Genomic DNA, 25720 nt, shown 5'->3' on the forward strand with positions numbered 1-25720 from the left:
ATAATGCTTATGATAATGCGAGTTTTCTAATGAAAACCCGCATTGTCTGAAATGAATTATAGAGGACCAATTCGGCTAAAGCGAATACCTGTAGGCCATTCGTTCTCTTGTTTATCTAAACTTAACCAAATAAACACTGCACGCCCCACTAAATTTTGCTCAGGAACAAAGCCCCACATACGGCTATCAGAGCTGTTGTCTCTATTATCCCCCATCATGAAATAGTGTTTCTCAGGCACAATCCACTCATTAAGCGGTAAACCTGGTTGTACATATTTTGATTGAGTAATGTAGTTATTAATCGTCAAAATTTGGTGCGTAACGGTATCTAATTTCTCACTTCGACCATATTGGCGCAGTGAGTTATTTGGTAACGCTTGGTCTACTGGGATTTGATAATTACCATATTGATTATCAACCACAGAGCTATTTTCAAATACCATTGTCCATTCACTTGGTTCTAATGGACCATAAGTGACCGGCAATTTTTCTGTGCATTTATTGTCTGCGCAGTTAGGGTAAATGGTCAGCTCTTTCGCTTCTGGGTTATAAATGATTTTATCCCCCGGCAAACCAATAACGCGTTTCACGAAGTCTACATTTGGCTCTTTCGGATATTTAAATACCGCAATATCTCCACGATTAGGCTTACCCGTTTCGATTAATGTGGTTTGAGTAATAGGATCTTTCAATCCATAAGAAAACTTCTCAACCAGCATAAAATCACCAACTAAGAGCGTTGGCATCATCGAACCTGATGGGATTTGGAACGGCTCATAAATAAACGAACGAACAATCAAAACAATGGCTAACACAGGAAAAATTGAGGTTCCCGTTTCCAGCCACGACGGACGACGAACCGCTTTCGCAAGTTCATCTTCGTTCATTGAGCCGTTTGTTACTTCCCGCAATTTTTTAAGCTTCGCTTTACGTGCTGGCGCAAACTTAAATTTATCTAAGCACCAAATAATCCCTGTCACCAGTGTTGCTAGTGTGAGGATCAGGGCAAATGTGTTAGCCATTAAGACTCCTTGTAAACTTAGCTGTCTTTACCAACGTGCAATATAGCAAGGAACGCTTCTTGTGGGAGTTCAACGTTACCCACTTGCTTCATACGTTTCTTACCGTCCTTTTGCTTCTGTAACAGTTTCTTCTTACGGCTAACGTCACCGCCATAACATTTGGCAAGAACGTTTTTGCGCAGCTGTTTCACTGTAGAACGAGCAATAATGTGGTTACCAATTGCTGCTTGGATAGCAATATCAAACTGTTGACGTGGAATAAGCTCTTTCATTTTTTCCACTAACTCACGTCCGCGGTACTGCGAGTTGCCACGGTGAGTGATCAGCGCTAAAGCGTCGACACGTTCGTTGTTGATTAACACATCCACACGCACCATGTCTGACGTTTGGAAACGCTTGAATGAATAATCTAAAGAAGCATAACCACGAGAGGTTGATTTTAAACGGTCAAAGAAATCCAGAACCACTTCTGACATCGGAATTTCGTAGGTTAGAGAAACCTGATTCCCGTGGTAAACCATGTTGGTTTGTACGCCACGTTTTTCAATACACAGAGTGATAACGTTACCTAAATACTCTTTAGGCATCAGCATATGGCACTCAGCGATAGGCTCTCTTAACTCTTCGATGTTATTCAGCGGTGGTAATTTCGACGGACTATCCACATAAACAATCTCGCCGTTAGTTTGCTGAACTTCATAAACTACCGTTGGTGCCGTGGTGATCAGATCAAGATCGTATTCGCGTTCTAAACGCTCTTGAATGATTTCCATGTGCAGTAAGCCAAGGAAACCACAACGGAAACCGAATCCTAATGCTGTTGACGTTTCTGGTTCATAGAACAAAGAAGCATCGTTCAGGCTTAATTTACCCAATGCATCGCGGAAGGCTTCATAGTCATCAGAGCTAACAGGGAACAAACCCGCATAGACTTGAGGTTTAACTTTTTTGAAGCCTGGTAATGCTTTATCTGCTGGGTTACGAGCACCAGTTAAAGTATCCCCGACAGGTGCGCCAGTGATGTCTTTAATCGCACACACTAACCAGCCTACTTCACCGCAGTTAAGCACATCACGGTCAATTTGTTTTGGTGTGAAAATACCGAGGCGATCCGCGTTATACACGTTGCCCGTACTCATCACTTTAACTTTGTCACCTTTTTTCAATGTTCCGCTTTTAATACGGATCAGAGAAACAACGCCTAAATAGTTATCGAACCAAGAGTCGATAATTAGCGCTTGTAACGGTGCATCGCCATCACCTTCTGGCGGTGGGATTTCTTTTACTAAACGTTCGATAACATCTTGGACACCGATACCGGTTTTCGCAGAACAACGAACAGCATCATGGGCATCAAGACCCACAATGTCTTCAATCTCATCAGCAACACGCTCAGGATCAGCGGCTGGTAAATCAATCTTGTTAAGGACTGGAACGACTTCCAAGTCCATTTCAATTGCGGTATAGCAGTTCGCCAAGGTTTGAGCTTCAACACCTTGCCCTGCATCCACAACTAATAATGCGCCTTCACACGCCGCCAATGAACGAGAAACTTCATAGGAGAAGTCCACGTGTCCTGGAGTGTCGATAAAGTTCAGTTGGTAAGTTTCACCATCCGCTGCTTTATAATCGAGCGTTACGCTTTGTGCTTTAATGGTGATACCACGTTCACGTTCCAGATCCATAGAGTCTAAAACCTGAGCCGCCATTTCACGGTCAGTTAAGCCACCACAGATTTGAATAATACGATCTGACAACGTGGATTTTCCGTGGTCGATATGTGCAATGATCGAAAAGTTTCTAATGTTTTTGATTTTCAAGGTAATATCTTCTTTTAAATTGCCTTACAAAATCAGTTTTGAGCAAATTTTGCCACAAAACTAAAATGCTATGATTATCACAAGATTGCTAATTAGCAGCATTTTACATACAAGAACCCACTAACACAAAGATTCAATGTAAAACAACTGTAAACTAGCCAAAGTTGAATGAGTTACTTATTTCATTTTTCTTCATTTTTGAACGACCAAAAACAAAATCGCCTGTAGTAAAAAGCTTATGTCGTGAAAGCTTAGCTACAGGCGATGATGTGAGACAATGGCATTCAACCATGTGTTTGAACGCTGATTTCGCCGGGGGGCAGCCCTATTTGTAAAACGATAGGCTGAAAATCGATTTTATTGCGCCAACGTGAAGCCATTTCTCTCGCAGTGAAAAAGCCAGCAAACCCACCGAAAATGCCTGCTAATGCAACCCATACCTGCTCAAATTCAGCTAATTGAGCCAATGCGGCAAATATAAACAATCCAACCAATGGCGTTAAATAGACTAACATAGCAGAACGTAGCAAGCTTCCTTCAGGAATACCTACTTCAATTTTTTGTCCAACAACCAAAGGCTGTTCAACTTCAATTTCCAATTCGTGCTCTGTGTTAGGTCCTATTTTGTTTAAAGCATATGAACCGCAAGCCGCACGAGCGCTGCAACTTCCACATCCGGCTGAAGAGCCATAACGCAATAACGCTCGTCCTTTCTGCCACCTAACTACCGTTGCCCATTCTTTTACCATGATTTACTCCCGAAACTGAATGCTACTCGCAATTAACTGGGATGTTGATAGCGGTAGCTCCCCTATTATCGTAATCACATTTTGCTTTTGAGTCATGGTGTAAATTGTGCGGCGACCATTTTGTAGCGGCTGATCCAGTAAAGGACCTTTCGATGTTTTTGTCACATTAACCGAAAAGGTGAATAACCCATCGCTGAACATCGCTGTTTCAATGATGTCATCATCACTCAATTTTCGCGTAGAGCGAGACACTTCCTCAAAGCCTGGAGGCAGCATTCCCACCCGCCATTTAAATGATGGGTTTTCATTTTTTGGCGATACCAATAATGGTGGTAAATTCACATTACTGAGGGATTTCAATGAATCTTGTACATTTTTGCTATCTAAAACAGTCGAAATTACCCGGAACTGTTCCAGTGTTTGATTATTGTTGTCGAGCAAATCAACACGCAGTGGCAATTTAGTTTCTTCATCGATTAGTAACACATAATTAAATCGAGAATTATCTTTTGAAATAATACGGATGACTAATGCGGGTCTATCACCAATATGCGTACGGCCAGCATCAATAAAATTATAATAAGGCTGAATTTTTTGGTAATCAGCAAAAAGTACCGTAGGTAAGTTATCAATGATATGTTCGCCATTCAGGCTAAACGCATCGAATCCCGGTTCAAAATAACTAATTCGGTTGCCATTTTGTACTATTTCTCGGCGAGATGAATCCATTTGGATCATTTGAGAAATAGGAACACCATTGATAATCGCATGGCGATAGCGCACTGGAACGATATTTTGCGGATTGAATGTCATAAACGACATTTCATATGACAGGTTCTGGGCAGCCGTTCCCATTTCTTTGAAAAGAACATCGGCATCCGTAGATGATGCCGACGCTTGATTAGATATAATCAGGCTGCCCGTCAGGCAGAGGACGGATAACCATTTATTCATTATTGCAGTTTAACCCCTGCTGATGCGGTATTTTTATCACTGTCTTGATGTGGCTGATTCAGCATCGAACGTCTTTCAATTTCATACTGTTGCAGCATGGCATTGATACGTTGATTCTGTTGTTCGATTTGCTGAGACTGTTGCTCAGTGCCAAACAATTGGCTATCTGAAATATTTAAGCTAACTGGCGCACCACGTCCGACAGGAACAGTATTAAATACAGGATCATCCACAGTAGAATCGACGCTATTGCTTTGATTGTATTGTTGAACACCCACAATTACAGCGAGTGATACACATGCAGCCACACCGATTTGCGTAATTTGGCTAGCCCATGGACGAATTTTGTTCCAAAACGGGAAACCACTCCAGCTTGCAGGTTCTGGTTGTGATTCAACAACTGCTTGAGGATTAATTCGCACCGGTTCATTTTCCAGCGCTGCCGCAACTTTACTTGCAATATCAAAATGAATGACATCGCCTGTATCATTACGCAGAGTATCACGAACAAGATGATAGCTCTCCCAACGTTGCTTTAACGTTGAATCACATGAAATGGTGTTAATAAGTTCTAAATCTAGAGCTTCACCATCCATCATTGCGGAAAGTTTCTCTCTTTGCATGCCCAATTACCTTCAGTTAATTGCTCACAGTTAAATGGTAACTCGCGACCCAACCAATTAATGTTGTTGGATCAACGGCTGAACTTTTTCATCAATTGCTTCCCTTGCTCTAAAGATCCGTGATCGAACGGTACCCACAGGGCAATCCATCACTTCGGCTATCTCTTCGTAGCTTAAGCCATCAAGTTCACGTAGCGTGATTGCCATTCGGAGATCTTCTGGCAGTGACTCAATGGTACGGAAAACAACTCGCTTTAATTCATCAGACAACATTAAGTTCTCTGGGTTCGAAATTTCTTTTAATGCGCCGGCTGATTCGAAGTTTTCTGCGTCGCTTGCTTCTAGATCTGACGCGGGAGGACGTCTATCTTGCGCGACTAAGTAGTTCTTTGCCGTGTTGACAGCAATTCGATAAAGCCAAGTATAAAAGGCACTGTCGCCACGGAACGAGCCGATTGCACGATAAGCCTTAATAAACGACTCTTGTGCAACATCAGGTACATCCGCTTGCGGTACATAACGAGAAACGAGACTTGCAACCTTATGCTGGTATTTAATCACCAGTAAATTGAAAGCTTGTTGATCGCCTTTTTGTACTTTCTCAACCAATATTTGGTCTGTCAGCTGCTCGCTCATTCCAGGAACCATCTCCTGAACACAGATTGATAATGACTTAACTTGTTCATCTTCTCCCTTCCTTAAGCAAGCCTAACTTCGAGTAATAAAAACTGATGAAGTTCAATTTATTCCAAAAATAATCGAAAATAATTTCAAAAAATGGGATCGATGTTTCTTAATCGATCTCATTGATCCTTGTGAGCACTACCTAATAGTATACACAAAACAGGCATATCTACGGCATGATTACGTGGAATTTATTCATTCACATTGGCACTTTTCATTTAGCCAATAGTTTTTTCCAAAATAAATGATGATTTTCCAAATAAACTAAAGTGTAGCTAAATAATATAGTTCTTTAAGAACTCAAAATGCGATTAATACATAGTCACAAGCAGCTCGATAGGCTAACATAAAATTCTCTATAGAAACACAACACACAAACACTTATGAACGCATCCACACAGCATGACACTGATATTTTAATCATTGGAAGTGGTGTCGCAGGATTATCAGCCGCACTCCGGCTTGCACCCTTTCATCAAGTTACTATTCTCAGCAAAAGCACCCTCAGTGATGGTGCATCTTATTACGCTCAGGGCGGAATAGCCGCCGTTTTCGATGACACCGACAGCATAGAATCCCATGTTAATGACACGCTTGTGGCTGGCGCGGGGATCTGCGAAAAGAGCGCCGTAGAGTTTATTGCATCAAACGCCAAACATTGTGTTCAATGGCTGATTGACCAAGGGGTTTTATTTGATACCGAAGTCAACGAAACAGGGGAAACTCAGTATCACCTCACCCGAGAAGGCGGACACAGTCATCGCCGTATTTTGCATCATGCAGATGCCACCGGAAAAGAGGTTGAAACCACCCTTGTTAATCTTGCTTTCGAACACCCGAATATCCAGATCAAAGAACGCTACAATGCGGTTGATCTGATCCTCGAAGATAAAACCCAACAAAATACCCGCTCCCGTATTGTCGGTGCCTATGTTTGGAATCGCCAAAAAGAGCAAGTCGAAACTATACGAGCAAAAACTATCGTCTTAGCCACAGGTGGCGCTGCGAAGGTTTATCAATACACCACCAACCCTGATATCTCATCCGGTGATGGTATTGCCATGGCATGGCGGGCAGGCTGCCGCGTAGCTAATTTGGAATTTAACCAGTTTCATCCAACCTGTTTATTCCACCCTCAAGCACGTAATTTCCTACTCACCGAAGCTTTACGAGGTGAAGGCGCTCACTTAAAACGCCCTGATGGTAGCCGATTCATGCCAGATTATGACGCGCGTTGTGAATTAGCACCGCGGGATATTGTCGCCAGAGCTATCGACCATGAAATGAAACGCCTCGGGGCAGACTGCATGTATCTGGACATCAGCCACAAATCCCCTGAGTTTATTCAGCACCACTTCCCCACCATTTATGCCAAATTACTCACCTTAGGTTTAGATTTAACCCAAGAGCCGATCCCGATAGTTCCCGCAGCACACTATACCTGCGGCGGCGTTGTTGTTGACCCGACAGGCATGACAGATGTGCCGAATCTTTATGCTATTGGTGAAGTGAGTTATACCGGGCTACATGGTGCCAATCGCATGGCGTCCAACTCATTACTTGAATGTCTAGTTTATGGGTGGGCTGCCGCAGAAAATATCATCAAAACGATCAACCAGATCCCTGAGGTTTCTGAACTCCCTGAATGGGATGAAAGCCGAGTCCATAACTCTGACGAACAAGTTGTCATCCAGCATAACTGGCATGAGTTACGCTTATTTATGTGGGATTACATGGGGATAGTAAGAACCACAAAACGCCTTGAACGCGCTTTGCGTCGTATTCATTTACTTCAACAAGAAATTAATGATTACTATGCTAATTTCCGCATCTCCAATAACTTACTGGAACTACGCAACTTAGTCCAAGTTGCAGAACTAATGGTGCGCTGCGCCTTAGAACGTAAAGAGAGTCGCGGTTTGCACTATACCTTAGACTACCCTGAACTTTTACCCGATTCTGGTCCAACCGTTTTAACCCGCTAATATTCACCGCCTATCTGTGCATTAGCCGCAGATAGGCTTTTAATACTTAAGATAAAATGGCTGGATCAACGAGATAAACTCATCCGTATAGCTATCATCTGGTTGTTTCAATGTTAAAGACGAAATAACCGGTTCCATCATCTTAATCGCCAACCCTAATAGCATCCGATGATATGGTGTATGGGCTTTATCCTGAACTTGCGCGCGATAGGCTAAATACCAACCACTCGCCATTGCCATCGCTTCGACTTTCTGCCCTACATCATAAGGCAATACCAAACAAAAAATCCCGTCTGGTGCCAAGCATCGTTTCGCGCTATCTAGTAATACTTGGTGAGTAAGTGTTCCGGTATAGCGAGCTTGATCGCGTTTTTCATCCCGACACGCTACCGCGGGCTCAAAATAAGGAGGATTACTCACGATTAATTCATACTGATGGTTAGGCTGTTCGCTAAACGTAATAATGTCCTGATGGAACACTCGCAGCCGTTCAGACCATGGAGATTCATCAAAATTTTCCTGTGCTTGTAACGCCGCAGCGTCATCAAGTTCAACCGCATCAACCTGCACTTGCTCACTACGCTGAGCTAGCATTAAGGCTATTAATCCGCTCCCACTGCCTATGTCCAGCGCATATTTTGTTGCATTAAGAGGCGCCCACGCACCGAGTAATACCCCGTCAGTACCGACCTTCATCGCGCAACGATCATGAGCAACAAAAAATTGCTTGAAGGTAAACCCGCCTTTTCGATAACTCTTTTTTTGTTCGCTCATACTGCCACTCTGGTTTAAATAGGATTTACGTGAATATTCTCAATTTCAACCCACAAATCTGCAAATTTAATCTAATTCTAATAATATTATTCTCGCATAATGAGAATGTGATTTGTTAGTGATTTTTTTTACTGCTAAGTTCGAGAAAAAGGAGATGCCATGAACAGTATTAATAGAACACTAGATATCTTATCGTTTGTCACGACTTGCGCGTCTCCAATCACACCGCAAACCATTTCCAAAGAGTTAGATATTCCTCTCTCAACGGTTTATCGGCTTTTAACTATTCTCATAAACTGGGAATTTATAACTTACTCTAAGCAATATGGCACTTATACCGTTGGTGCGCAGAGTATCAAAACTCAAGAAAAATACTATCACCACAGTTTGTTGATGACCTCGTCAAAATCAGAGCTTCATGCATTAGCGAAAAAGACCCAAGAAACTGCGGCAATTATCACCGCCAACCTACGGGAAACCATCTGTGTCGATAAAATTGATAGTGAACAAGCCGTACGCTGCTCTTTTATTGTGGGACATGGCAATACCGTGATCCGCGGCGCTAGTGCAAAAACCCTCTTAGCTTACCGTGATGAACAATACCAAGAATTGGTCTTCGAAACTCACGCCAAGCAGCTACACAAAGATAACTATTTACAGAAATTAAAACAGGATCTGATCCAAATCCGTCAACAGGGCTATGGCATTTCTGTTGGTGAAATTGATGCTGGTGTTTTTGGCGCATCGGCACCTGTTTTTAAAGGCAATGATATTTTAGCTGTCGTCTCTGTCATGGCACCCGAATTTCGTGCCGTCAACCGTGTCGATGAGCTGATTAAAGCCACATGCCAAACGGCCCAAAATATAACAAAACTGATTAACTTGGAGTAACTATGACACAACCTTTTCAATGGCAGGGTCGTACTGATGGTGAAACACAGGAACATTTACGCATTCACCAAGTCATCAACCAACATTCACCTGCGGAGTTTGCCATTATCGGCTTCGCTTCGGACGAAGGTGTTCGCCGCAATAAAGGCCGCCAAGGCGCTAAATCTGGTCCTGATACTATCCGTCGTCAACTTGCTGGCCTGCCTATCCACCAGCCACTGGCTATTCGTGATGTGGGAACAGTAAGTTGTGATGATGGTGATCTGGAAGCGGCTCAACGCCGCCTATCCGATGAGATAATCTCAGTGTTAGAACTGCGCCAAAAACCCATTGTTTTAGGCGGTGGGCACGAAGTTGGCTTTGCGAGCTTCCAAGGTGTTTTCGATTTTGTTCAAAAACATCAACCAGAAAAAACCATTGGGATCATCAATTTTGATGCGCACTTTGATTTACGCGAAGCCCCAGAAGCCACATCTGGTACGCCATTTTTACAATCGTCACAACTGTGCGCTAAGCACCAGCGCCCTTTCAATTACCTATGTTTAGGCATCGCAGATCACGGTAATACCAAGGTGTTATTTGATACAGCGGATCGCTTAGGTTGCCACTATATTCGCGATAAAGCTTTAACCGCAAGCTTATTACCCCAAGCAATTGAACAGATTAAACAATTTATAAATTCAGTGGATTACCTGTATGTCACTGTGGATTTGGATGTGTTCTCTGCAGGTATCGCACCGGGAGTCAGCGCGCCAGCCGCTCGAGGGATTTCTACTGAAACATTTGATGAATTATTTAGTGTCATCAAATCTAGCGGCAAGATTGCACTGTTTGATATCGCTGAGTGCAATCCTGAATTTGATATTGATAACCACACATCAAAACTAGCAGCTTACTTGGTTTACCAATATTTATTCTAAAAACAACAAACACAATAAAACGACTGATAAACAACTTTACCTTGTCTTTCAAAATATAAATAAAAGCTTAGTCAACTAAGCAACTAGTTAAAAATAAACAGCACTGAGGTTCAAAATAGCCCACAACACTGTAACTTGAAAATTAGGCGTATTTATCTCTTTCATTATAAAGACATTTATACCCTTGGATTTCGAGTTACAGCTAGGCGGCTAGAGAGGATATCCCGAGGAGCATACATAAGTATGTGACTAGGGTAGCCGAACGCGGCCAACAACGCTGTAGCACGAAAGACAAAGTATAAAAAAGACAAGGTATAAATAAAGGGAAAAATATGACATTCCAAATCGACACACTCACCACCCTCTTCCTGACTGTAGTTTGCCTACTGATGGGTGTTCACCTCAAAAAACGCATTGAATGGCTGCAACGTTTCTGTATTCCTTCACCGGTCATTGGTGGTTTTTTAGTCAGCTTGCTTATTTGGGGATTAAAGTCTTTCGATTTAGCTGAAATTACTTTCGATACCAGCTTACAGTCATTCTTAATGGTGGCATTCTTTACAACTGTTGGTATTGATGGCAGCTTCCGCGTATTAAAAAGCGGTGGACGCTTACTCATTACTTACCTATTAATTTGCTGGACATTGGTTATTTTCCAAGACACCTTTGGTGCTGGTCTGGCGCATTTATTAGGTATCGACCCGGTTATCGGGATCATGGCTGGCGGTGTTTCCTTAACAGGTGGACACGGTGGTGCGGCTGCCTTTGGTGGTATGGCTGAAGGTCTTGGCGTACAGTCTGCAACTGTTGCGGCTATTGCAGCAGCAACGTTTGGTCTGATTTCAGGAAGCTTATTAGGTGGCCCTATCGCGAGCTATTTAATTAAAAAACACAAAGTCACTATTCAAACCGAAGAACACATTGAAAGCGTGAAAGTTGAAGAGAAATTGGCTGGCAAAATCGATTCTATCGATGCCCATGCATTCTTAAAAATGTTAGCGCTTATTTTAGGTGTAATGGTTGTCGGTCAATTTGCTTCTGCGCAATTTACTAAAGCCACGGGATTCTCTTTACCAAGCTATGTCGGTGCAATGATTATCGCGATTATTGTGCGTAACATTAACGACCAAGTTGAAATTGTTCGTATTAACCAAAAATCCATCAACCTAATTTCAGATGTTTCACTGGGCTTATTCTTAACCATGGCGATGATGTCGCTTAAGATTTGGGAATTGAAAGTCATCGCCCTGCCATTATTCATCATCTTACTGGCGCAAACTATTGCCATCATCCTGTTCGTTGTTTTCGTCGTCTTCAGGCTGTTAGGCAAAAACTACGATGCTGCAGTAATGTGTTCAGGCATGATGGGACATGGTTTAGGGGCGACACCGAACGCAATGGCAAACATGTCATCAGTCTGTGAGCGCTACAAACAAGTTTCTATGAAAGCGTTTATGATTGTGCCATTAAGCGGTGCTGTACTTATCGACCTCGTGGGAATTCCTTACCACACTTGGTTAATTAACATGCTCAGCTAATTCCACTTTATCCCTCTTACCAACCATACGACAGAGTTTGGTAAGAGGGAGCATTATCAGTAAGCCACTTCCTTGTATACCCCCCGCCGACAAAAACAGGTAAACTCTGCACAAAGCTGATTTTTGTGGTGAACAATTTTGCTAACCTGTTTATAATCAGCGCCCCAAATAGAGGTATATCATGACTGCATCCACTTTTTCTGAACTTGAGCTTGATGAGAGCCTGATCACCGCGCTGACCAATAAAGGTTACGAGCGCCCGACGGCCATCCAAGAAGCGGCTATCCCTCCTGCAATGGATGGACGCGACGTTTTAGGTTCAGCCCCAACCGGAACAGGTAAAACTGCGGCGTTCTTATTGCCAGCCATTCAACATTTACTTGATTTCCCAAGAAAAAAATCAGGTCCGCCTCGCGTTCTGATTTTAACACCAACTCGCGAACTCGCTATGCAAGTCGCTGATCAAGCTAAAGAGTTGTGTGCACATAATCATTTAGACGTTGCCACCATTACAGGCGGCGTTGCGTATATGAACCACGCTGAGGTTTTCAGCGAAAACCAAGATATCGTCGTAGCAACCACCGGACGTTTGCTGCAATACATTAAAGAAGAAAACTTCGATTGCCGCGCCGTAGAAATTTTGATCCTCGATGAAGCTGACCGTATGCTGGATATGGGCTTTGCGCACGATATAGAAACTATCGCAGGCGAAACCCGCTGGCGCAAGCAAACCATGTTGTTCTCTGCCACTCTTGAAGGTGAAGCAATTCGTGATTTTGCTGAGCGTCTACTCGAAGATCCTATCGAAATTGAAGCAGATCCTTCACGCCGTGAACGCAAGAAAATCCAACAATTTTACTATCGCGCTGACACGTTAGAGCATAAAACTGCGCTGCTGTGTCACCTTATCAAGCAAGAAGACGTCACCAAATCGATAGTCTTTGTGCGTAAGCGTGAACGCGTGCGTGAAGTTGTCCAATGGCTGCGTGAGGCAGGGATTGAACCTTGCTATATCGAAGGTGAAATGGTGCAAGCGAAGCGTAACGAAGCTGTTCGCCGCTTAGTGACTGGACAAGTTAAAGTCCTCGTTGCAACAGACGTGGCTTCTCGTGGATTAGACATTGAAAACGTCAGCCATGTTTTTAACTTTGACTTACCGCGCACCGCGGATGTCTATTTGCACCGTATCGGTCGTACCGGTCGTGCTGGACGCAAAGGAACTGCTCTGTCTTTAGTTGAAGCACACGATTTCCCTCTACTGGGTAAAATCACTCGCTACATCGAAGACCCAATTAAGATGCGAGTGGTAGATTCATTACGCCCAACAACCAAAGCGCCTTCTGAAGCAATGCTGAATAAGCCAAAACCCTCTAAGAAAGTGCTGGCTAAGCGTAAAGAGAAGAAAAAAGAAGAGCAAAGCAAGAAAAAAGAAAAAGTACGCCATCGCGATAAGAAAAATATCGGTAAACGTCGCACTCCAGCTACATCCTCTACAACTACGCCATCTGCAACTGCAGATAGCAATAAAACCAAGTAAAACTCAATCGAGTGATACTGACAAAAGCGGGCTTCGGCCCGTTTTTCATTTATTAACTTAAGTTCATTAACTTATAGACCTTCTCTCTCATAACCCGACTTTCATTGGTTAACGCTTCTGCTTTTATCATATGATTATCTAAAATATCTCGGCAGTTATAACCCTGATTATTTTCCATTCGCCAATCTGCGCCATTTGATAATAATAATTCAGCAACATCTAAAGAGTGGCTATTTAAAGCGTCATGCAACGGGGTATTTCCCAAATTATCTCTCACGTTGACCATTAAACCATTACTCAGCAAAATTTCTGATTGAGCCACTCTCCCGCTTTGAGCTGCTAAATGTAAAACTGTTTTTTGCTGAGCTAGCTGCATTTTTTTAATTCCCTGCCCGTATGGAGATTCCAATAATACTTTTATAAATTGGCTATTACCTGCACGAACAGATTGCATTGCCAGTTTATCAATATCGCAGTGCTTATTTTTCATTGAAAGTAGCACTTTAAATTCACTAATATTTTCTTTCTTAATTGAATTTTTACAACTTTCTTGCCAATTAAAACTTTTTTTTTGCTCTACGTTAGGAAATTCATTCAACATAGAATCCGCTGTTTTATCAAATTCACCTGTAATCGCATTCCAATTATTCCATGGTTTATGTTTGCACATCATCCTAATAATCTTGACCATTGAATGTGCAATAAAGCTCCTGGTCAACAAACGGTGTGGTAACCAGTCTTTCCAAGAATTATGTTCGCTGTAAGCCATTTTGATACGGTTTCCCAACGCAGAAGGGATTGGTAACGTGTTTTGAAGTGCATCAAGCCAATCATATTGAACAGTATAAAAGCGTATCAAACCTTCATCTGCTTGTTGCTTAGCAATGTTATAATCCATTCCAATTTTATGTACTGTATTTTGTGCAAGCCCTGAAGGACTAAATGAAATACAAGGTGATTGACTCGCCAATGCGGCTATTGATGCAAGACCGCCCCCTAGAGAGTGCCCTGTACAGATAATATTACCTTTCACGGCTCGATATAGAATATTAGTTAACCCTACCGCCTGAAAGAATTGAGGTTCGTAATATCCTAGCCCTTGCCGAATATTGGCATAAAAATCGACAATATCATTCGTTCCCGCAAAGCAAATAATATACAGACCATTAAAACAACAAATATTCGATTGAAAACCTGTAAATTCATTATTTAAAAGTTCTGCATCTATGCCTAATTCATTAATTTTTGACGTGCTGAGTTTTTCTACTCCTTGAATATCACGCCAATTACTATGATAAGCACCTTGTGATAGTAACGCTAAAAGATAATCTTTATTCTGTGCATCTCTTCCTAGAAACTCCTCTCTCGTAACATTTTTAGACCATTTATCACGAGGGCTACATAATGAATCCGAAAATGTATTTTGTTGATATAAATTTAAACCTTCTTCAACAAAAGAAAGTTCGTCCTTACTTACTGTCTGCTGTATTGCTGTACTGAATGGCATAAATTCTCCCTAACAAATGCTGTATGCTGGAAGAATATTGAAATATAAATAACCAAGGGGGGAAATAATCAACTTTGTTAGGGGCAAATAAAAAAGCCATTGAGAACAATGGCTTTTAGAATTTATTAAGATAAGAGATCTATTGACCCCTTAATGTTTATTACAGGCTTTCAGTGAAAGTACGAGTAATAACGTCACGCTGTTGTTCAGGTGTTAATGAATTAAAACGCACTGCATAACCAGAAACACGGATAGTTAATTGCGGATATTTCTCTGGGTTTTTAACTGCATCTTCTAATGTTTCACGGCTTAATACGTTAACATTTAAGTGCTGGCCACCTTCTACGCGAACAGTTGGTTTCATTTCCAAAGGAACTTCGCGGCTCTCAAAAGCTCCCAATTCATCTTTAGGAACAACCTGACCTTCGCTATAATCTGCTTTCGCACACACGCAACGAGCTTCATTTGTCTCGCTATCGATTAACCAGAAAGAGTTCAGCAGTGCTGCATTGTCACTTTTAGTAATTTGAATACCAGTAATCATCTCGACCTCCACGTTCGAATCAGATTTTGATCAATCTTTGCTAACTGTTTTTAATCGCTGTTGATTGGATAATTGGTCTAACCAACCTGTTTATCTAATATATACCAGCTAGAACCCCCGGATTCTTTGATATTTATCAAATGTTTCGTATGGTAATTAACCAGAGCGGTGCATCTTTATGATTTAAATCAATATTCATATTTAGACTTTTTAATTATTTTTTGTAAATTTTCAAATTAATTTGAATTGCTTTTAGGGAGTTAGCGCGGAACAACACTTTATCTATGCGTCATGAACCAGTAAGCTACGAACTATAAAATACATCACTATGGGATCATTCATGTCAAATACGATGACTTGGCACGACGTAATTGGTGCGGAAAAATCACAAACCTATTTCAAAGAGACTCTCGCGTTTGTCGCAAAAGAAAGAGAAAGTGGAAAAGTAATCTACCCACCACAAGAAGATGTTTTCAATGCGTTTCGCTATACCGAATTAGCGGACATCAAAGTCGTGATCTTGGGGCAAGACCCTTATCATGGACCAGGACAAGCACACGGATTATCCTTTTCTGTACGTCCGGGAATTAAAGCACCGCCTTCACTCGTCAATATGTATAAAGAGCTTGAAAAAGATATTCCTGGGTTCGTCCGCCCGGGACATGGGTACTTGCTTAGCTGGGCGCAACAAGGGGTTTTACTCCTCAATACAGTATTAACTGTAGAACAAGGCAATGCGCACTCACATGCACATCTAGGCTGGGAAACGTTTACAGATAAAGTGATTCAGGCGATTAATGACCATACTGAGGGCGTGATTTTTCTTTTATGGGGCTCTCATGCACAGAAGAAAGGTCGCATTATCGATACTAAACGCCACCATGTGCTTAAAGCACCTCACCCATCACCACTTTCTGCGCATCGAGGCTTCTTAGGATGTGGTCATTTCTCGAAAGCTAATCAATTGCTTGAACAGCAAGACCGCGCACCTATTGATTGGTATCCGGTTATTCCTGAATAGATGCATTCTATAGCGATAAAATGCATTGGTGATAAAGTTCGTAGAAGTTCGCAATAGAAAAATGGGATGCTCAGCATCCCATTCTCGTTATATACCCTAAAACTATTTATGCTCTAAACTTATTTAGAAACAATGACCATTGCAGGGCGCAACAGACGGTTATTCAAGGTATAACCCTTTTGCATCACGTTAATCACTTGACCTGCACTATGATCTGGGGATTCAATCATGGTCATTGCTTGGTGAACTTCCGGGTTGAATGGCACATTTGCCGCATCAACAGGCTCAATACCAAACTTAGAAACGGCATCTAAGAACGTTTTCAACGTAAGATCTAGGCCTTCTAGCATCGCTTTGGACTCTTCGTTGTCACGATCAGCTGCCTCAATTGCACGCTCTAAGTTATCAATAACAGGCAACAATTCATTGGAAAACTTCTCAAGCGCAAACTTGTGGGCTTTTTCAATATCTTGTTCTGTACGACGACGAATGTTTTCGATTTCAGCGTGAGCACGTAACATCGCTTCGCGTTCAGTTTTACGGGAAGCTTCAAGTTGCTGTTCAAGCTCAGCAATACGCGCTGCTAACGCTTGTTCTTCGGCTTGTAAATCAGCTTGTTGAGTATCAACTTCTTGCTCTGCTTGAACTTTTTGTGTTTCATTTTGCTCAGAAGCTTGCTCATCATGCATGTTTTGTTCTTTACTACTCATGAATATCTCCGCGTATTTAGCAATAATTCTATCTATGGGAGTATTATGGGGATCTAATACAGGGATTCAAGGGAAGTCATACAACGAGGAGTTAAAAAAGTATGCAAAAGGCTAAGATGACACCATCTTCACAATTTAAAACTATCGGTATTGTCGGACACCCAAGGCACCCTGAAGCACTGGCGACCCATGAACTTATCTATCATTGGCTGATTTCAAAAAATTACCACGCAATAATTGATAAACAAGTGGCTAAGGATTTGAAATTAAAAGATGCCAATACAGGAACTTTAACAGAAATCGGTCAACAAGCCGATTTAGTCGTTGTGGTTGGCGGCGATGGCAACATGCTTGGGGCCGCGCGAATTTTATCCCGCTATAACAATAAAGTTATTGGCGTAAACCGCGGTAACTTGGGTTTTTTAACCGACCTAGACCCCGACAATGCCCTTCAACAACTGTCCTGTGTTCTTGATGGGGAATATCATGAAGAGCAGCGCTTTTTATTAGAAGCTCAAGTAATCAAGGCAAATCAAAAAGCCCGTAAAAGTAGCGCCATCAACGAAGTGGTTCTGCACCCAGGTAAAGTCGCTCATATGATTGAGTTTGAAGTTTACATTGATGAAAAATTTGCGTTTTCACAACGCTCAGACGGCTTAATTATTGCGACCCCGACAGGCTCAACAGCCTACTCTTTATCCGCTGGGGGACCTATCCTTACACCAAATCTAGACGCTATTGTACTCGTGCCGATGTTCCCACACACCCTATCGTCTCGCCCATTAGTTATCAGCAGCGACAGCAGTATCCGCTTAAAATTTTTACGAACCAATATTGATTATGAAGTCAGTTGTGACAGTCAAATTATGCTACCTATACAGGATGGCGAAGAGGTGATTATAAAGCGCAGCTCGAAGAGTCTGAATTTAGTTCACCCAAAAGATTACAATTATTTCAATACATTAAGTTCAAAACTCGGTTGGTCTAAAAAAACTTTTTAAATTTTTTGCACTGCCTCTTTACTGTATAAAAAAACAGGTTAAACTGTACGAAAACACAGGTGTGTATTTAAACAGGAGAGCGCAGATGCTAACCCAACTAACCATCAATAATTTTGCTATCGTTCGTGAGTTAGAAATCGATTTTCGTAGCGGTATGACGACAATTACAGGTGAAACCGGTGCGGGTAAATCCATTGCTATCGATGCTCTTGGTTTATGTTTAGGTAACCGAGGTGAAGCCAACATGGTTCGCCCTGGTGCTCAACGTGCCGACTTATGTGCTCGCTTTTCACTGTCTGATGCTCAAATGGCAGCAAATTGGCTCATTGAGCATCAACTTGATAATCAAAATGAATGCTTACTGCGCCGCACCATCGCAACCGATGGGCGCTCTCGAGGCTTTATTAACGGTGTCTCCGTTCCCCTATCACAATTACGTGAACTTGGCGCATTACTGATCCAAATTCATGGTCAACATGCTCACCAGCTATTATTGGATAATAACCATCAACAATCCCTACTTGATGCCTATGCCAATCAGCAAGAATTACTCGCTCAAATGAAGCAAACGTGGCAAAAGTGGCATGAGTCCTGTCAGCAATTAGCTGTTTTTCAAAAACAAATGCAAGAGCGTGAATCTCGCCAGCAATTGCTGGATTATCATTTAAAAGAGTTAAATGAGTTCCTACCCGTTCAAGGGGAGTTTGAGGAAATTGATCAAGAATATAAACAACTTGCTAATCACGGGCAATTTTTAACTATTGGGCAAACAACAGCACAAATTCTGACAGAAAGTGACGATGCAAACGTTATCAGCCTTCTCAATATGGCAAAAAATGAGCTTTCAGATTTAGTCACTTTGAACCCTAAATTTTCAGGGTTATTGGATATGCTGGAAGAAGCGGCCATCCAAGTTAGTGAAGTCAGTGATGAAATTAAACATTACTGCGATCAATATGAATTAGACCCAAATCGTTTATTCGAATTAGAGCAGCGAATTTCCAAACAAATTAGTTTGGCACGTAAGCATCACGTCACACCTGAAGCCCTACCTGAACTTTTTCAACAATTAGTTGAAGAACAAAATCAGATAGCTAACCAAAATGAAGATTGTGAAGCTTTAAATGCGCAGGTCATTGCTGACCACCAAAAAGCGTTAGAATGTGCAGAACGTTTACATCATGTACGTCTGCATTATGCACAAGAGCTCAGCCAGCTAATTACCAGCAGTATGCACCAACTTTCAATGCCTCATGGCCTCTTCACGATTGATGTAAAATTTGTTCCTGAACATTTACAAATTGATGGTGCCTGCAAAGTCGAATTCAATGTCACCACTAACCCAGGACAGCCACATCAAGCATTAGCGAAAGTCGCATCAGGTGGTGAGTTATCTCGCATCGCTTTAGCCATTCAAGTGATCACCGCGAAAAAAATGGATACTCCAGCTTTAATTTTTGATGAAGTGGACGTGGGGATCAGTGGTCCAACCGCCGCTATCGTCGGGAAATTACTCCGTGAACTTGGTGAGTCCACCCAAGTTATGTGTGTAACTCACTTGCCTCAAGTTGCAGGCTGCGGTCATCACCATTTTTATGTTAGTAAAGAAACGAACGGTGTGGAAACCGAGACTCATATGCAGTTACTGGATAAAAAATCTAGATTACAAGAACTTGCACGGTTACTCGCTGGTTCAGAGGTAACAAAAAATACATTGGCTAATGCAAAAGAGTTGCTCGCAGCTTAAATTTCGACAACTTTTTTTATCTCCTGTTGTCTTAGAGTCGATCTGGAAGGTTTTAAATTGTATCAATGTCGATTATCATTGATGTTCTGACTCCAAAAGGAATGAGATATCCATGCGTTATAAATTGTTAACTGCTGCAGCACTATCATTCGCATTAATGTCCACGGGCTGTTCAATGATGGAACGTCTTGTCTATCATCCGGATATTAACCAAGGTAACTACCTAACGGCGAAAGATGTTGCGAAGATTAAAAAAGGAATGACACAGCAACAGGTTGCTTATGCTTTAGGCACGCCAATGATGACTGACCCGTTTGGTTCTCAGACTTGGTTTTATGTTTTCCGCCAAGAGCTGGGGCATGACCCAGTGAAGCAAGAAACATTGACGCTGACGTTTGATCGCAACGGTATCCTGACAGATATCAAAAACGAAAAAAACCTTGAAGCACAACAAGCCATGGAAGCTGGTGAAGTTAAAGCATCAGAACCAAAAGCAGCGGAATAACACCCTATATAGCGTAATGCTTGAGCGTGTATAACTTGAGTATATAAGTAACTACCTGCCCAATTATATGATGGGATAACAAACAGGTAGTTACTTTAGTGCTTTTATTTATCCCTTTATAGCTTCTCGCCAATACTCCTCTACGTTCTAGCCTATCAATCGACGCATCCATCGCACCCGCAAAGAAAAAACCTATATATTTGAAACAAAAAAACCGAGCTTTCACTCGGCTTCATATCATATAGATACGTTCACTACGCAATATCTTATTTATTATTCTCTTTCGATTTTTCAGCTCGCTTGCGGCGTAACTCTTTCGGGTCGGCAATCAATGGGCGATAAATTTCGATTCTATCCCCTTCTTGAACGACATCACCCAATTTCGCAGGCCGACTATAAATGCCCACTTTATTTTTCTTTAAATCGATATCTGAACGCAACGTTAAAATACCCGATGCAATAATTGCATCTTCAATCGTGGTTCCTTCTGCAACTTTTACAGGAAGCAAAAATTGCTTTTCAGGTAATGCGTAAGTCACTTCAATATTGATGTCAGACACGGTAAACGACCTTAGCACGAGATGTAAATGCTTGAACCATATTGTTGGCCAGCTCTTTGAATATTTTACCGAATGCCAACTCAATCAGCTTATTCGTAAATTCAAAATCAAGATGAAACTCAATTTTACAGGCGTCAGCACTCAAAGGAATAAACTGCCATCCCCCAGATAGAGTTCTAAAAGGACCTTCAACTAACTGCATTTGGATACGTTTATTATCTTCCAGCGCATTTTTAGTAATGAAGGTTTTGCTAATTCCCGCCTTTGAAACCTCAACTGATGCCGTCATTTCTTCTGAATTTTGGCTAATGATTCGGCTTCCAACGCATCCTGGTAAAAAACTTGGATATGAAATCACATCATTCACAAGTTTATACATTTGTTCTGCGCTAAAAGGGACTAACGCAGAGCGACTAATCTGTGGCATATCAATTCCTATCCCCAAAAACTGCGCATATAATAGCACCATTGATGGGTTACTCAAAAAACAAAACCCGTGCAGGGCAAGAAATGCACAATCGCAAAAATATCAGTGTTGAACGATTTCATTCAACGCATCTTAACGTATAATGAATGAACTATGACAAAGAAAAAACCATATAAACCCGGTTCAGCAACAATTGCTATGAACAAACGTGCTCGCCACGAATATTCTATCGAAGAGGAGTTCGAGGCGGGTTTATCCCTACAGGGTTGGGAAGTTAAATCATTACGTGCGGGCAAAGCCAACATTGGCGATAGCTACGTTTTACTGCGCGATGGTGAAGCCTATCTGTTTGGTGCCAACTTTACACCACTGACAGTCGCATCATCCCATGTTGTCTGCGACCCAACCCGCAGTAGAAAACTACTTCTTAATCAACGTGAATTAGATACCCTTTACGGTAAAGTTAACCGCGAAGGCTATACTGTCATCGCTCTTTCCTTATATTGGAAAAACGCGTGGTGCAAAGTAAAAATTGGCGTCGCCAAAGGTAAAAAAGCCCACGACAAGCGTTCTGATATCAAAGATAGAGAGTGGCAATTAGATAAAGCACGTATAATGAAACATTCTAATCGCTAAGTCCTAGCTTTATAGAGTTATTTTCTGTTATACTGCACTCACAACTTGGGGCTGATTCTGGATTCGACGGGATTTGCGAAACCCAAGGTGCATGCCGAGGGGCGGTTGGCCTCGTAAAAAGCCGCAAAAAAATAGTCGCAAACGACGAAAACTACGCACTAGCAGCTTAATAACCTGCTTAGAGCCTTCTCTCCCTAGCCTCCGCTCTTAGGACGGGGATCAAGAGAAGTCAAACCCAAAAGAGATCGCGTGGATACCTTGCCTGGGGTTGAAGCGTTAAACTTAATCAGGATAGTTTGTTGGTGGCGTGTCTGTCCGCAGCTGGCAAATGAAATTAAAGACTAGACTAAGCATGTAGTACCGAGGATGTAGAAATTTCGGACGCGGGTTCAACTCCCGCCAGCTCCACCAAATTATCTTCTAAGGACGTCCAAAGAAGACTGAAAAGCCCGCTAACTCAATGAGTTGCGGGCTTTTTTATGTCCTGCGCAGTCTGATGTCACCTAATTAAATCCAATCATCTTAGGCACCTTGATAGGCACCTCGTTAACCTTTATAGTTTTTGAGGTGCCTAAAAACAATGGAACATCAAAAATGGCAAGACAAACCAAACCCTTATCCGCAAAAGAGATCGATGCAGCAAAGCCAAAACAGAGTGATTATGTTCTCTATGATGGCGATGGGCTAGAGCTATTGGTTAAATCCAATGGCAGCAAGTTGTGGTCATTTCGCTACATTCGCCCTCTCACTAAGAAACGAGCTAAAAAGAGCCTTGGTTCTTACCCTGCCGTCAGTCTTGCTGATGCACGGAGTTACCGCCTTGAAGCAAGAACACTACTCGCTAAGCAGATAGACCCACAAGATCACCATAAAGAGCAAGTCCGTAACACCTTAGAAGCTAAGGCCAATACCTTTCAACTTGTCGCTGAACGTTGGTGGGAAGTGAAGAAGTCCACTGTAACCGAAGATTATGGTAATGATATCTGGCGTTCACTTGAACGAGATGTATTTCCCGCTATTGGCGATATCAGCGTAACCGATATCAAAGCGCATATATTGGTCCAAGCAATACAACCGGTTCAAGCTAGAGGTGCGCTAGAAACGGTTCGTCGCCTATGTCAGCGTATCAACGAAGTGATGATCTATGCTCAAAATACTGGCTTAATTGATGCTGTACCTAGTATCAATATTGGCAAAGCTTTTGAAAAGCCCAAGAAAAAGAATATGCCAAGTATTCCCCCTGATCAGCTACCAAAGCTCATGCAGACAATGCGAACCGCTAGTATTAGCCTATCTACCCGATGCTTGTTTATGTGGCAGCTCCTCACGATATCCCGCCCTGTCGAAGCCGCTGAAGCCCGTTGGGATGAAATCAACTTTGAAACCAAGGAATGGAAGATACCCGCTGCTAGAATGAAGATGAACCGCGAACATACAGTTCCGTTATCTGACGCTGCTTTAGCTATTTTAGAACTAATGAAACCATTAAATGGTAATCGTGAGTTTATCTTTCCTAGCCGTATTAAGCCCACCCAGCCAATGAATAGCCAAACCGTCAATGCGGCATTAAAACGTGCCGGATTCGGTGGTGTATTGGTTTCTCACGGCCTACGCTCAATTGCCAGCACAGCACTCAATGAGCAAGGCTTTCCACCCGATGTGATTGAAGCCGCCCTAGCCCACGTAGATAAAAATGAAGTTAGACGTGCCTATAACCGTAGTGATTATCTAGAGCAAAGACGCCCTATGATGCAATGGTGGGCTGATTTTATTGAGGAGGCAGATAGGGGGAGTATTATTGAAGGCGGGATTAGAGGGATATCGCTAGTTGGGTAACATGTGTACCAGCTCTAATCTGAGCTGGTACTATAACTGCACTTAGCTGTATATCATCTAGATGTCGGTTCTGTGCCAAAAACGGACATACTGACATTTGCGCACGTCCTCTATGCTACAGTTGCTTCACTCAATGATTGTGACCTACTGATTTAGTAGGTTAATGATTCTGAAACGATAAATATTTAGTTATCAAGTATAAAGCTGAATCGTTTTATAACCATTAAAAAAGTTATCACGGTAATGAAAAAAGCCGCGTAAGCTATGAAACTGAGCATGAAGGCGGGAATTGAGAAATATAGTAACGCGAGGGTTTCTTTTTTCTCAGGGAAAAAAGAAATGATAACAGATGCGATAACTAATATCACAGATGTTAATATTGCGTATGCTACATTATGGCATAATTGCTCATATACTTTTTTATTAGTCTCCAACGCTGGTAGGTTAGTTGTTGGTTTTTTGTTTTCTATAATGTCCGATATTTTAAAAATGGTTTTTTGCTTTTGGTCATATATCATGATAACGGCACTCATGAGCAAGGCTGTCGTGATAGCTCCAAAATTTACAAAAACTGCTGCAATTGATGGCTTCATTGTCCCATAAAGTATACAAATGAAAACGGATATTATCCCTGGTAGGAAAAAGTGAATAAATATATCTTGCCGTAATGTCACTCCTCTTTGATCCGTCATGGTTCTGTAATGTTTTAGGAGTACCTGCCATATATTTATTTTGTTCATATGCAAACCCCTTTGTTTCCGTTATGGATCTCTAACAGTATATCATTAGTCAATGAGTGTGCCACGCCATGAAGTGCTTTTAATTCAGGGATACCAGTAGAAGCATTAATTTTGAGTGTACTATCATCCAATTCAATAGAAATTCCCTTTTTGATAATAGTGTCATATTTGAAAACAACGGTTCTGTTACCTAATTGTAGAGTAACCTTTATTTCTTCACATTTATCTTCAATAACTTCAATTACATTAGATATTTTTTTACTTTGTAAGTCTCTAAAACTCCCCATATATCCTTGGTTATATTTTATGACTAAATCAGTTTTAACATTGGTTTTATTGGTACCAAAGGAGTCAGCTATATCGCTTGGAGCTTCATATCCAAGAGCTCTGATTTGTTTTACTTCAGAGTCAAGAATGTACTGCGGGATTTTCTTATGGCAAAGAGGATTTATTCTCGCTTCAAGTTGATATTTTTTCTTAAAGTACTCGACTAAGGCATCTGATATCGTTCCTTTAGCGCTAACGTTATCTGAAGAATGGAAAGCTATAATGCCTTCTTCTAAAGAATCAGGTAGATAAATAAGAACATAGCGTTCTCTTAAAGTGACGTCATCGACTTTAGTCGTATACTGAGTGGTTTTTAGTTTGATGTCCTTTATTTCACTACTCTCGCCATATTTGCCGACTTTTATATAGCCATGAATTAAGCCTTTAGTATCATTAAATGTTAGTTTTTTATGACGTTCCAAAGATATTTTTGTTTTAGACACCCCGTATTCTATTGGGGTATCTTTATGTGATGTTAAATATTCTTTAAGTATTTCATAAGCTGTTTTTTTATTGCTCAGCCCCAGTGCTCCAAGTTGCTTACTTTGCCTGCTACCTTTATGAGTGAGAATTCTGAAAGAATAAAAATTAATGCTGTGCATAAACAAATAACCTTTTCTTGAAAATATTAGAAGTTATTAGAGACTTTTGGAGCTGTCAGA

At 41.6% G+C, this 25720-nt stretch carries 25 protein-coding genes and 1 other RNA gene; 12 read left to right on the forward strand and 14 right to left on the reverse strand.

Features of this window, described 5'->3' with window-relative positions; translation table 11 throughout:
* Positions 1-56 precede the first annotated feature (56 nt).
* From lepB to rpoE, 6 genes are all read right to left on the reverse strand, one after another.
* Positions 57-1022 (reverse strand): signal peptidase I, encoded by a 966-nt coding sequence (lepB, locus tag M5X66_RS11505; RefSeq protein ID WP_036949433.1) that lies wholly within the window; start codon positions 1020-1022, stop codon positions 57-59.
* Positions 1023-1039: 17 nt separating this feature from the next.
* Complete coding sequence (gene lepA / locus M5X66_RS11510) at positions 1040-2836, reverse strand: translation elongation factor 4 (RefSeq protein WP_036949554.1); 1797 nt, start codon at positions 2834-2836, stop codon at positions 1040-1042.
* A 290-nt stretch (positions 2837-3126) separates the two neighbouring features.
* Positions 3127-3591 (reverse strand): SoxR-reducing system protein RseC, encoded by a 465-nt coding sequence (rseC, locus tag M5X66_RS11515; protein WP_036949432.1) that lies wholly within the window; start codon positions 3589-3591, stop codon positions 3127-3129.
* 3 nt (positions 3592-3594) lie between these two features.
* Entirely contained in the window at positions 3595-4545 is a 951-nt protein-coding gene (gene rseB, locus M5X66_RS11520) for a sigma-E factor regulatory protein RseB (RefSeq protein WP_036949430.1), read from the reverse strand.
* The gene (gene rseA / locus M5X66_RS11525; protein ID WP_036949428.1) at positions 4545-5168 is read right to left on the reverse strand and encodes an anti-sigma-E factor RseA; all 624 of its coding nucleotides are present in this window, start codon (positions 5166-5168) and stop codon (positions 4545-4547) included. Before rseA ends, rseB begins: the two co-directional genes overlap by 1 nt.
* A 57-nt stretch (positions 5169-5225) precedes the next feature.
* Positions 5226-5804: an RNA polymerase sigma factor RpoE gene (gene rpoE / locus M5X66_RS11530; protein WP_006661282.1), complete on the reverse strand. Its 579-nt coding sequence runs from the start codon at positions 5802-5804 to the stop codon at positions 5226-5228.
* Positions 5805-6235: 431 nt separating this feature from the next.
* Here rpoE and nadB point away from each other — a divergent pair, with 431 nt between their 5' ends.
* The gene (nadB, locus tag M5X66_RS11535; RefSeq protein WP_036949425.1) at positions 6236-7837 is read left to right on the forward strand and encodes an L-aspartate oxidase; all 1602 of its coding nucleotides are present in this window, start codon (positions 6236-6238) and stop codon (positions 7835-7837) included.
* A gap of 39 nt (positions 7838-7876) precedes the next feature.
* Here nadB and trmN read toward each other — a convergent pair whose 3' ends face one another.
* The gene (gene trmN, locus M5X66_RS11540; protein ID WP_270103541.1) at positions 7877-8611 is read right to left on the reverse strand and encodes a tRNA(1)(Val) (adenine(37)-N(6))-methyltransferase TrmN; all 735 of its coding nucleotides are present in this window, start codon (positions 8609-8611) and stop codon (positions 7877-7879) included.
* Positions 8612-8770: 159 nt separating this feature from the next.
* Between trmN and M5X66_RS11545 the strand changes: the two genes are divergently transcribed.
* The 4 genes from M5X66_RS11545 (at position 8771) to srmB (ending at position 13497) form a co-directional block, all read left to right on the forward strand.
* The gene (locus M5X66_RS11545) at positions 8771-9502 is read left to right on the forward strand and encodes an IclR family transcriptional regulator (RefSeq protein WP_036949422.1); all 732 of its coding nucleotides are present in this window, start codon (positions 8771-8773) and stop codon (positions 9500-9502) included.
* A 2-nt stretch (positions 9503-9504) separates the two neighbouring features.
* Positions 9505-10422 carry a formimidoylglutamase gene (gene hutG / locus M5X66_RS11550; RefSeq protein WP_108478522.1) on the forward strand — a complete coding sequence of 306 codons (918 nt, stop codon included), beginning with the start codon at positions 9505-9507 and terminating at the stop codon, positions 10420-10422.
* 332 nt (positions 10423-10754) lie between these two features.
* Positions 10755-11960 carry a sodium/glutamate symporter gene (gene gltS, locus M5X66_RS11555; protein WP_036949418.1) on the forward strand — a complete coding sequence of 402 codons (1206 nt, stop codon included), beginning with the start codon at positions 10755-10757 and terminating at the stop codon, positions 11958-11960.
* Between the two features lie 181 nt (positions 11961-12141).
* Positions 12142-13497, forward strand: coding sequence for an ATP-dependent RNA helicase SrmB (srmB, locus tag M5X66_RS11560; RefSeq protein ID WP_154600235.1), 1356 nt, complete (start codon positions 12142-12144; stop codon positions 13495-13497).
* Between the two features lie 52 nt (positions 13498-13549).
* Here srmB and M5X66_RS11565 read toward each other — a convergent pair whose 3' ends face one another.
* Both M5X66_RS11565 and grcA read right to left on the reverse strand, forming a co-directional pair.
* Positions 13550-15004, reverse strand: coding sequence for an ankyrin repeat domain-containing protein (locus M5X66_RS11565; RefSeq protein ID WP_154609898.1), 1455 nt, complete (start codon positions 15002-15004; stop codon positions 13550-13552).
* Between the two features lie 160 nt (positions 15005-15164).
* On the reverse strand, positions 15165-15548 hold the full coding sequence (gene grcA / locus M5X66_RS11570) for an autonomous glycyl radical cofactor GrcA (RefSeq protein WP_108478520.1): 384 nt from the start codon (positions 15546-15548) through the stop codon (positions 15165-15167).
* A 340-nt stretch (positions 15549-15888) separates the two neighbouring features.
* On the opposite strand from grcA, the gene ung reads away from it, so the two are divergent.
* Positions 15889-16569: a uracil-DNA glycosylase gene (gene ung / locus M5X66_RS11575; protein WP_036949415.1), complete on the forward strand. Its 681-nt coding sequence runs from the start codon at positions 15889-15891 to the stop codon at positions 16567-16569.
* 119 nt (positions 16570-16688) lie between these two features.
* Here the strand turns inward: ung and grpE are convergent, their stop codons facing one another.
* Positions 16689-17279: a nucleotide exchange factor GrpE gene (grpE, locus tag M5X66_RS11580; protein WP_036949413.1), complete on the reverse strand. Its 591-nt coding sequence runs from the start codon at positions 17277-17279 to the stop codon at positions 16689-16691.
* Between the two features lie 116 nt (positions 17280-17395).
* On the opposite strand from grpE, the gene nadK reads away from it, so the two are divergent.
* The 3 genes from nadK to bamE all read left to right on the forward strand — a co-directional run bounded on the left by nadK (position 17396) and on the right by bamE (position 20532).
* Positions 17396-18280 carry an NAD(+) kinase gene (gene nadK, locus M5X66_RS11585; protein ID WP_181478775.1) on the forward strand — a complete coding sequence of 295 codons (885 nt, stop codon included), beginning with the start codon at positions 17396-17398 and terminating at the stop codon, positions 18278-18280.
* Positions 18281-18365: 85 nt separating this feature from the next.
* Entirely contained in the window at positions 18366-20027 is a 1662-nt protein-coding gene (gene recN / locus M5X66_RS11590; RefSeq protein WP_270103542.1) for a DNA repair protein RecN, read from the forward strand.
* Positions 20028-20139: 112 nt separating this feature from the next.
* Positions 20140-20532, forward strand: a complete 393-nt coding sequence (gene bamE, locus M5X66_RS11595) for an outer membrane protein assembly factor BamE (protein ID WP_036949409.1) — start codon at positions 20140-20142, stop codon at positions 20530-20532.
* A gap of 266 nt (positions 20533-20798) precedes the next feature.
* Here bamE and M5X66_RS11600 read toward each other — a convergent pair whose 3' ends face one another.
* Together M5X66_RS11600 and M5X66_RS11605 are read right to left on the reverse strand one after the other, a co-directional pair.
* Positions 20799-21092, reverse strand: coding sequence for an RnfH family protein (locus tag M5X66_RS11600; protein ID WP_108478517.1), 294 nt, complete (start codon positions 21090-21092; stop codon positions 20799-20801).
* The gene (locus tag M5X66_RS11605) at positions 21085-21519 is read right to left on the reverse strand and encodes a type II toxin-antitoxin system RatA family toxin (RefSeq protein ID WP_036949406.1); all 435 of its coding nucleotides are present in this window, start codon (positions 21517-21519) and stop codon (positions 21085-21087) included. Before M5X66_RS11605 ends, M5X66_RS11600 begins: the two co-directional genes overlap by 8 nt.
* A gap of 153 nt (positions 21520-21672) precedes the next feature.
* Here M5X66_RS11605 and smpB point away from each other — a divergent pair, with 153 nt between their 5' ends.
* The 3 genes from smpB to M5X66_RS11620 all read left to right on the forward strand — a co-directional run bounded on the left by smpB (position 21673) and on the right by M5X66_RS11620 (position 23991).
* Positions 21673-22155, forward strand: coding sequence for an SsrA-binding protein SmpB (gene smpB, locus M5X66_RS11610; RefSeq protein ID WP_006814817.1), 483 nt, complete (start codon positions 21673-21675; stop codon positions 22153-22155).
* Between the two features lie 47 nt (positions 22156-22202).
* Positions 22203-22566: a transfer-messenger RNA gene (ssrA, locus tag M5X66_RS11615) on the forward strand.
* Between the two features lie 183 nt (positions 22567-22749).
* Positions 22750-23991, forward strand: a complete 1242-nt coding sequence (locus tag M5X66_RS11620; RefSeq protein ID WP_270103543.1) for an integrase — start codon at positions 22750-22752, stop codon at positions 23989-23991.
* 185 nt (positions 23992-24176) lie between these two features.
* Here M5X66_RS11620 and M5X66_RS11625 read toward each other — a convergent pair whose 3' ends face one another.
* Positions 24177-24731, reverse strand: coding sequence for a hypothetical protein (locus M5X66_RS11625; RefSeq protein ID WP_099659369.1), 555 nt, complete (start codon positions 24729-24731; stop codon positions 24177-24179).
* Positions 24728-25660 carry a hypothetical protein gene (locus M5X66_RS11630; protein WP_270103544.1) on the reverse strand — a complete coding sequence of 311 codons (933 nt, stop codon included), beginning with the start codon at positions 25658-25660 and terminating at the stop codon, positions 24728-24730. The genes M5X66_RS11625 and M5X66_RS11630 overlap by 4 nt, the downstream gene beginning before the upstream one ends.
* Positions 25661-25720: the final 60 nt, after the last annotated feature.

The sequence above is a fragment of the Providencia sp. PROV188 genome (assembly GCF_027595165.1).
In the GTDB taxonomy this organism is placed as follows: domain Bacteria; phylum Pseudomonadota; class Gammaproteobacteria; order Enterobacterales; family Enterobacteriaceae; genus Providencia; species Providencia lanzhouensis.

Bases quoted from the DNA above. Each gene is read 5' to 3' on its own strand.
- lepB (WP_036949433.1), bottom strand. From the start codon at position 1,022: ATGGCTAACACATTTGCCCTGATCCTCACACTAGCAACACTGGTGACA.
- rseC (WP_036949432.1), bottom strand. From the start codon at position 3,591: ATGGTAAAAGAATGGGCAACGGTAGTTAGGTGGCAGAAAGGACGAGCG.
- rseB (WP_036949430.1), bottom strand. From the start codon at position 4,545: ATGAATAAATGGTTATCCGTCCTCTGCCTGACGGGCAGCCTGATTATA.
- rseA (WP_036949428.1), bottom strand. From the start codon at position 5,168: ATGCAAAGAGAGAAACTTTCCGCAATGATGGATGGTGAAGCTCTAGAT.
- rpoE (WP_006661282.1), bottom strand. From the start codon at position 5,804: ATGAGCGAGCAGCTGACAGACCAAATATTGGTTGAGAAAGTACAAAAA.
- nadB (WP_036949425.1), top strand. From the start codon at position 6,236: ATGAACGCATCCACACAGCATGACACTGATATTTTAATCATTGGAAGT.
- trmN (WP_270103541.1), bottom strand. From the start codon at position 8,611: ATGAGCGAACAAAAAAAGAGTTATCGAAAAGGCGGGTTTACCTTCAAG.
- M5X66_RS11545 (WP_036949422.1), top strand. From the start codon at position 8,771: ATGAACAGTATTAATAGAACACTAGATATCTTATCGTTTGTCACGACT.
- hutG (WP_108478522.1), top strand. From the start codon at position 9,505: ATGACACAACCTTTTCAATGGCAGGGTCGTACTGATGGTGAAACACAG.
- gltS (WP_036949418.1), top strand. From the start codon at position 10,755: ATGACATTCCAAATCGACACACTCACCACCCTCTTCCTGACTGTAGTT.
- srmB (WP_154600235.1), top strand. From the start codon at position 12,142: ATGACTGCATCCACTTTTTCTGAACTTGAGCTTGATGAGAGCCTGATC.
- M5X66_RS11565 (WP_154609898.1), bottom strand. From the start codon at position 15,004: ATGCCATTCAGTACAGCAATACAGCAGACAGTAAGTAAGGACGAACTT.
- grcA (WP_108478520.1), bottom strand. From the start codon at position 15,548: ATGATTACTGGTATTCAAATTACTAAAAGTGACAATGCAGCACTGCTG.
- ung (WP_036949415.1), top strand. From the start codon at position 15,889: ATGTCAAATACGATGACTTGGCACGACGTAATTGGTGCGGAAAAATCA.
- grpE (WP_036949413.1), bottom strand. From the start codon at position 17,279: ATGAGTAGTAAAGAACAAAACATGCATGATGAGCAAGCTTCTGAGCAA.
- nadK (WP_181478775.1), top strand. From the start codon at position 17,396: ATGACACCATCTTCACAATTTAAAACTATCGGTATTGTCGGACACCCA.
- recN (WP_270103542.1), top strand. From the start codon at position 18,366: ATGCTAACCCAACTAACCATCAATAATTTTGCTATCGTTCGTGAGTTA.
- bamE (WP_036949409.1), top strand. From the start codon at position 20,140: ATGCGTTATAAATTGTTAACTGCTGCAGCACTATCATTCGCATTAATG.
- M5X66_RS11605 (WP_036949406.1), bottom strand. From the start codon at position 21,519: ATGCCACAGATTAGTCGCTCTGCGTTAGTCCCTTTTAGCGCAGAACAA.
- smpB (WP_006814817.1), top strand. From the start codon at position 21,673: ATGACAAAGAAAAAACCATATAAACCCGGTTCAGCAACAATTGCTATG.
- M5X66_RS11620 (WP_270103543.1), top strand. From the start codon at position 22,750: ATGGCAAGACAAACCAAACCCTTATCCGCAAAAGAGATCGATGCAGCA.
- M5X66_RS11625 (WP_099659369.1), bottom strand. From the start codon at position 24,731: ATGAACAAAATAAATATATGGCAGGTACTCCTAAAACATTACAGAACC.
- M5X66_RS11630 (WP_270103544.1), bottom strand. From the start codon at position 25,660: ATGCACAGCATTAATTTTTATTCTTTCAGAATTCTCACTCATAAAGGT.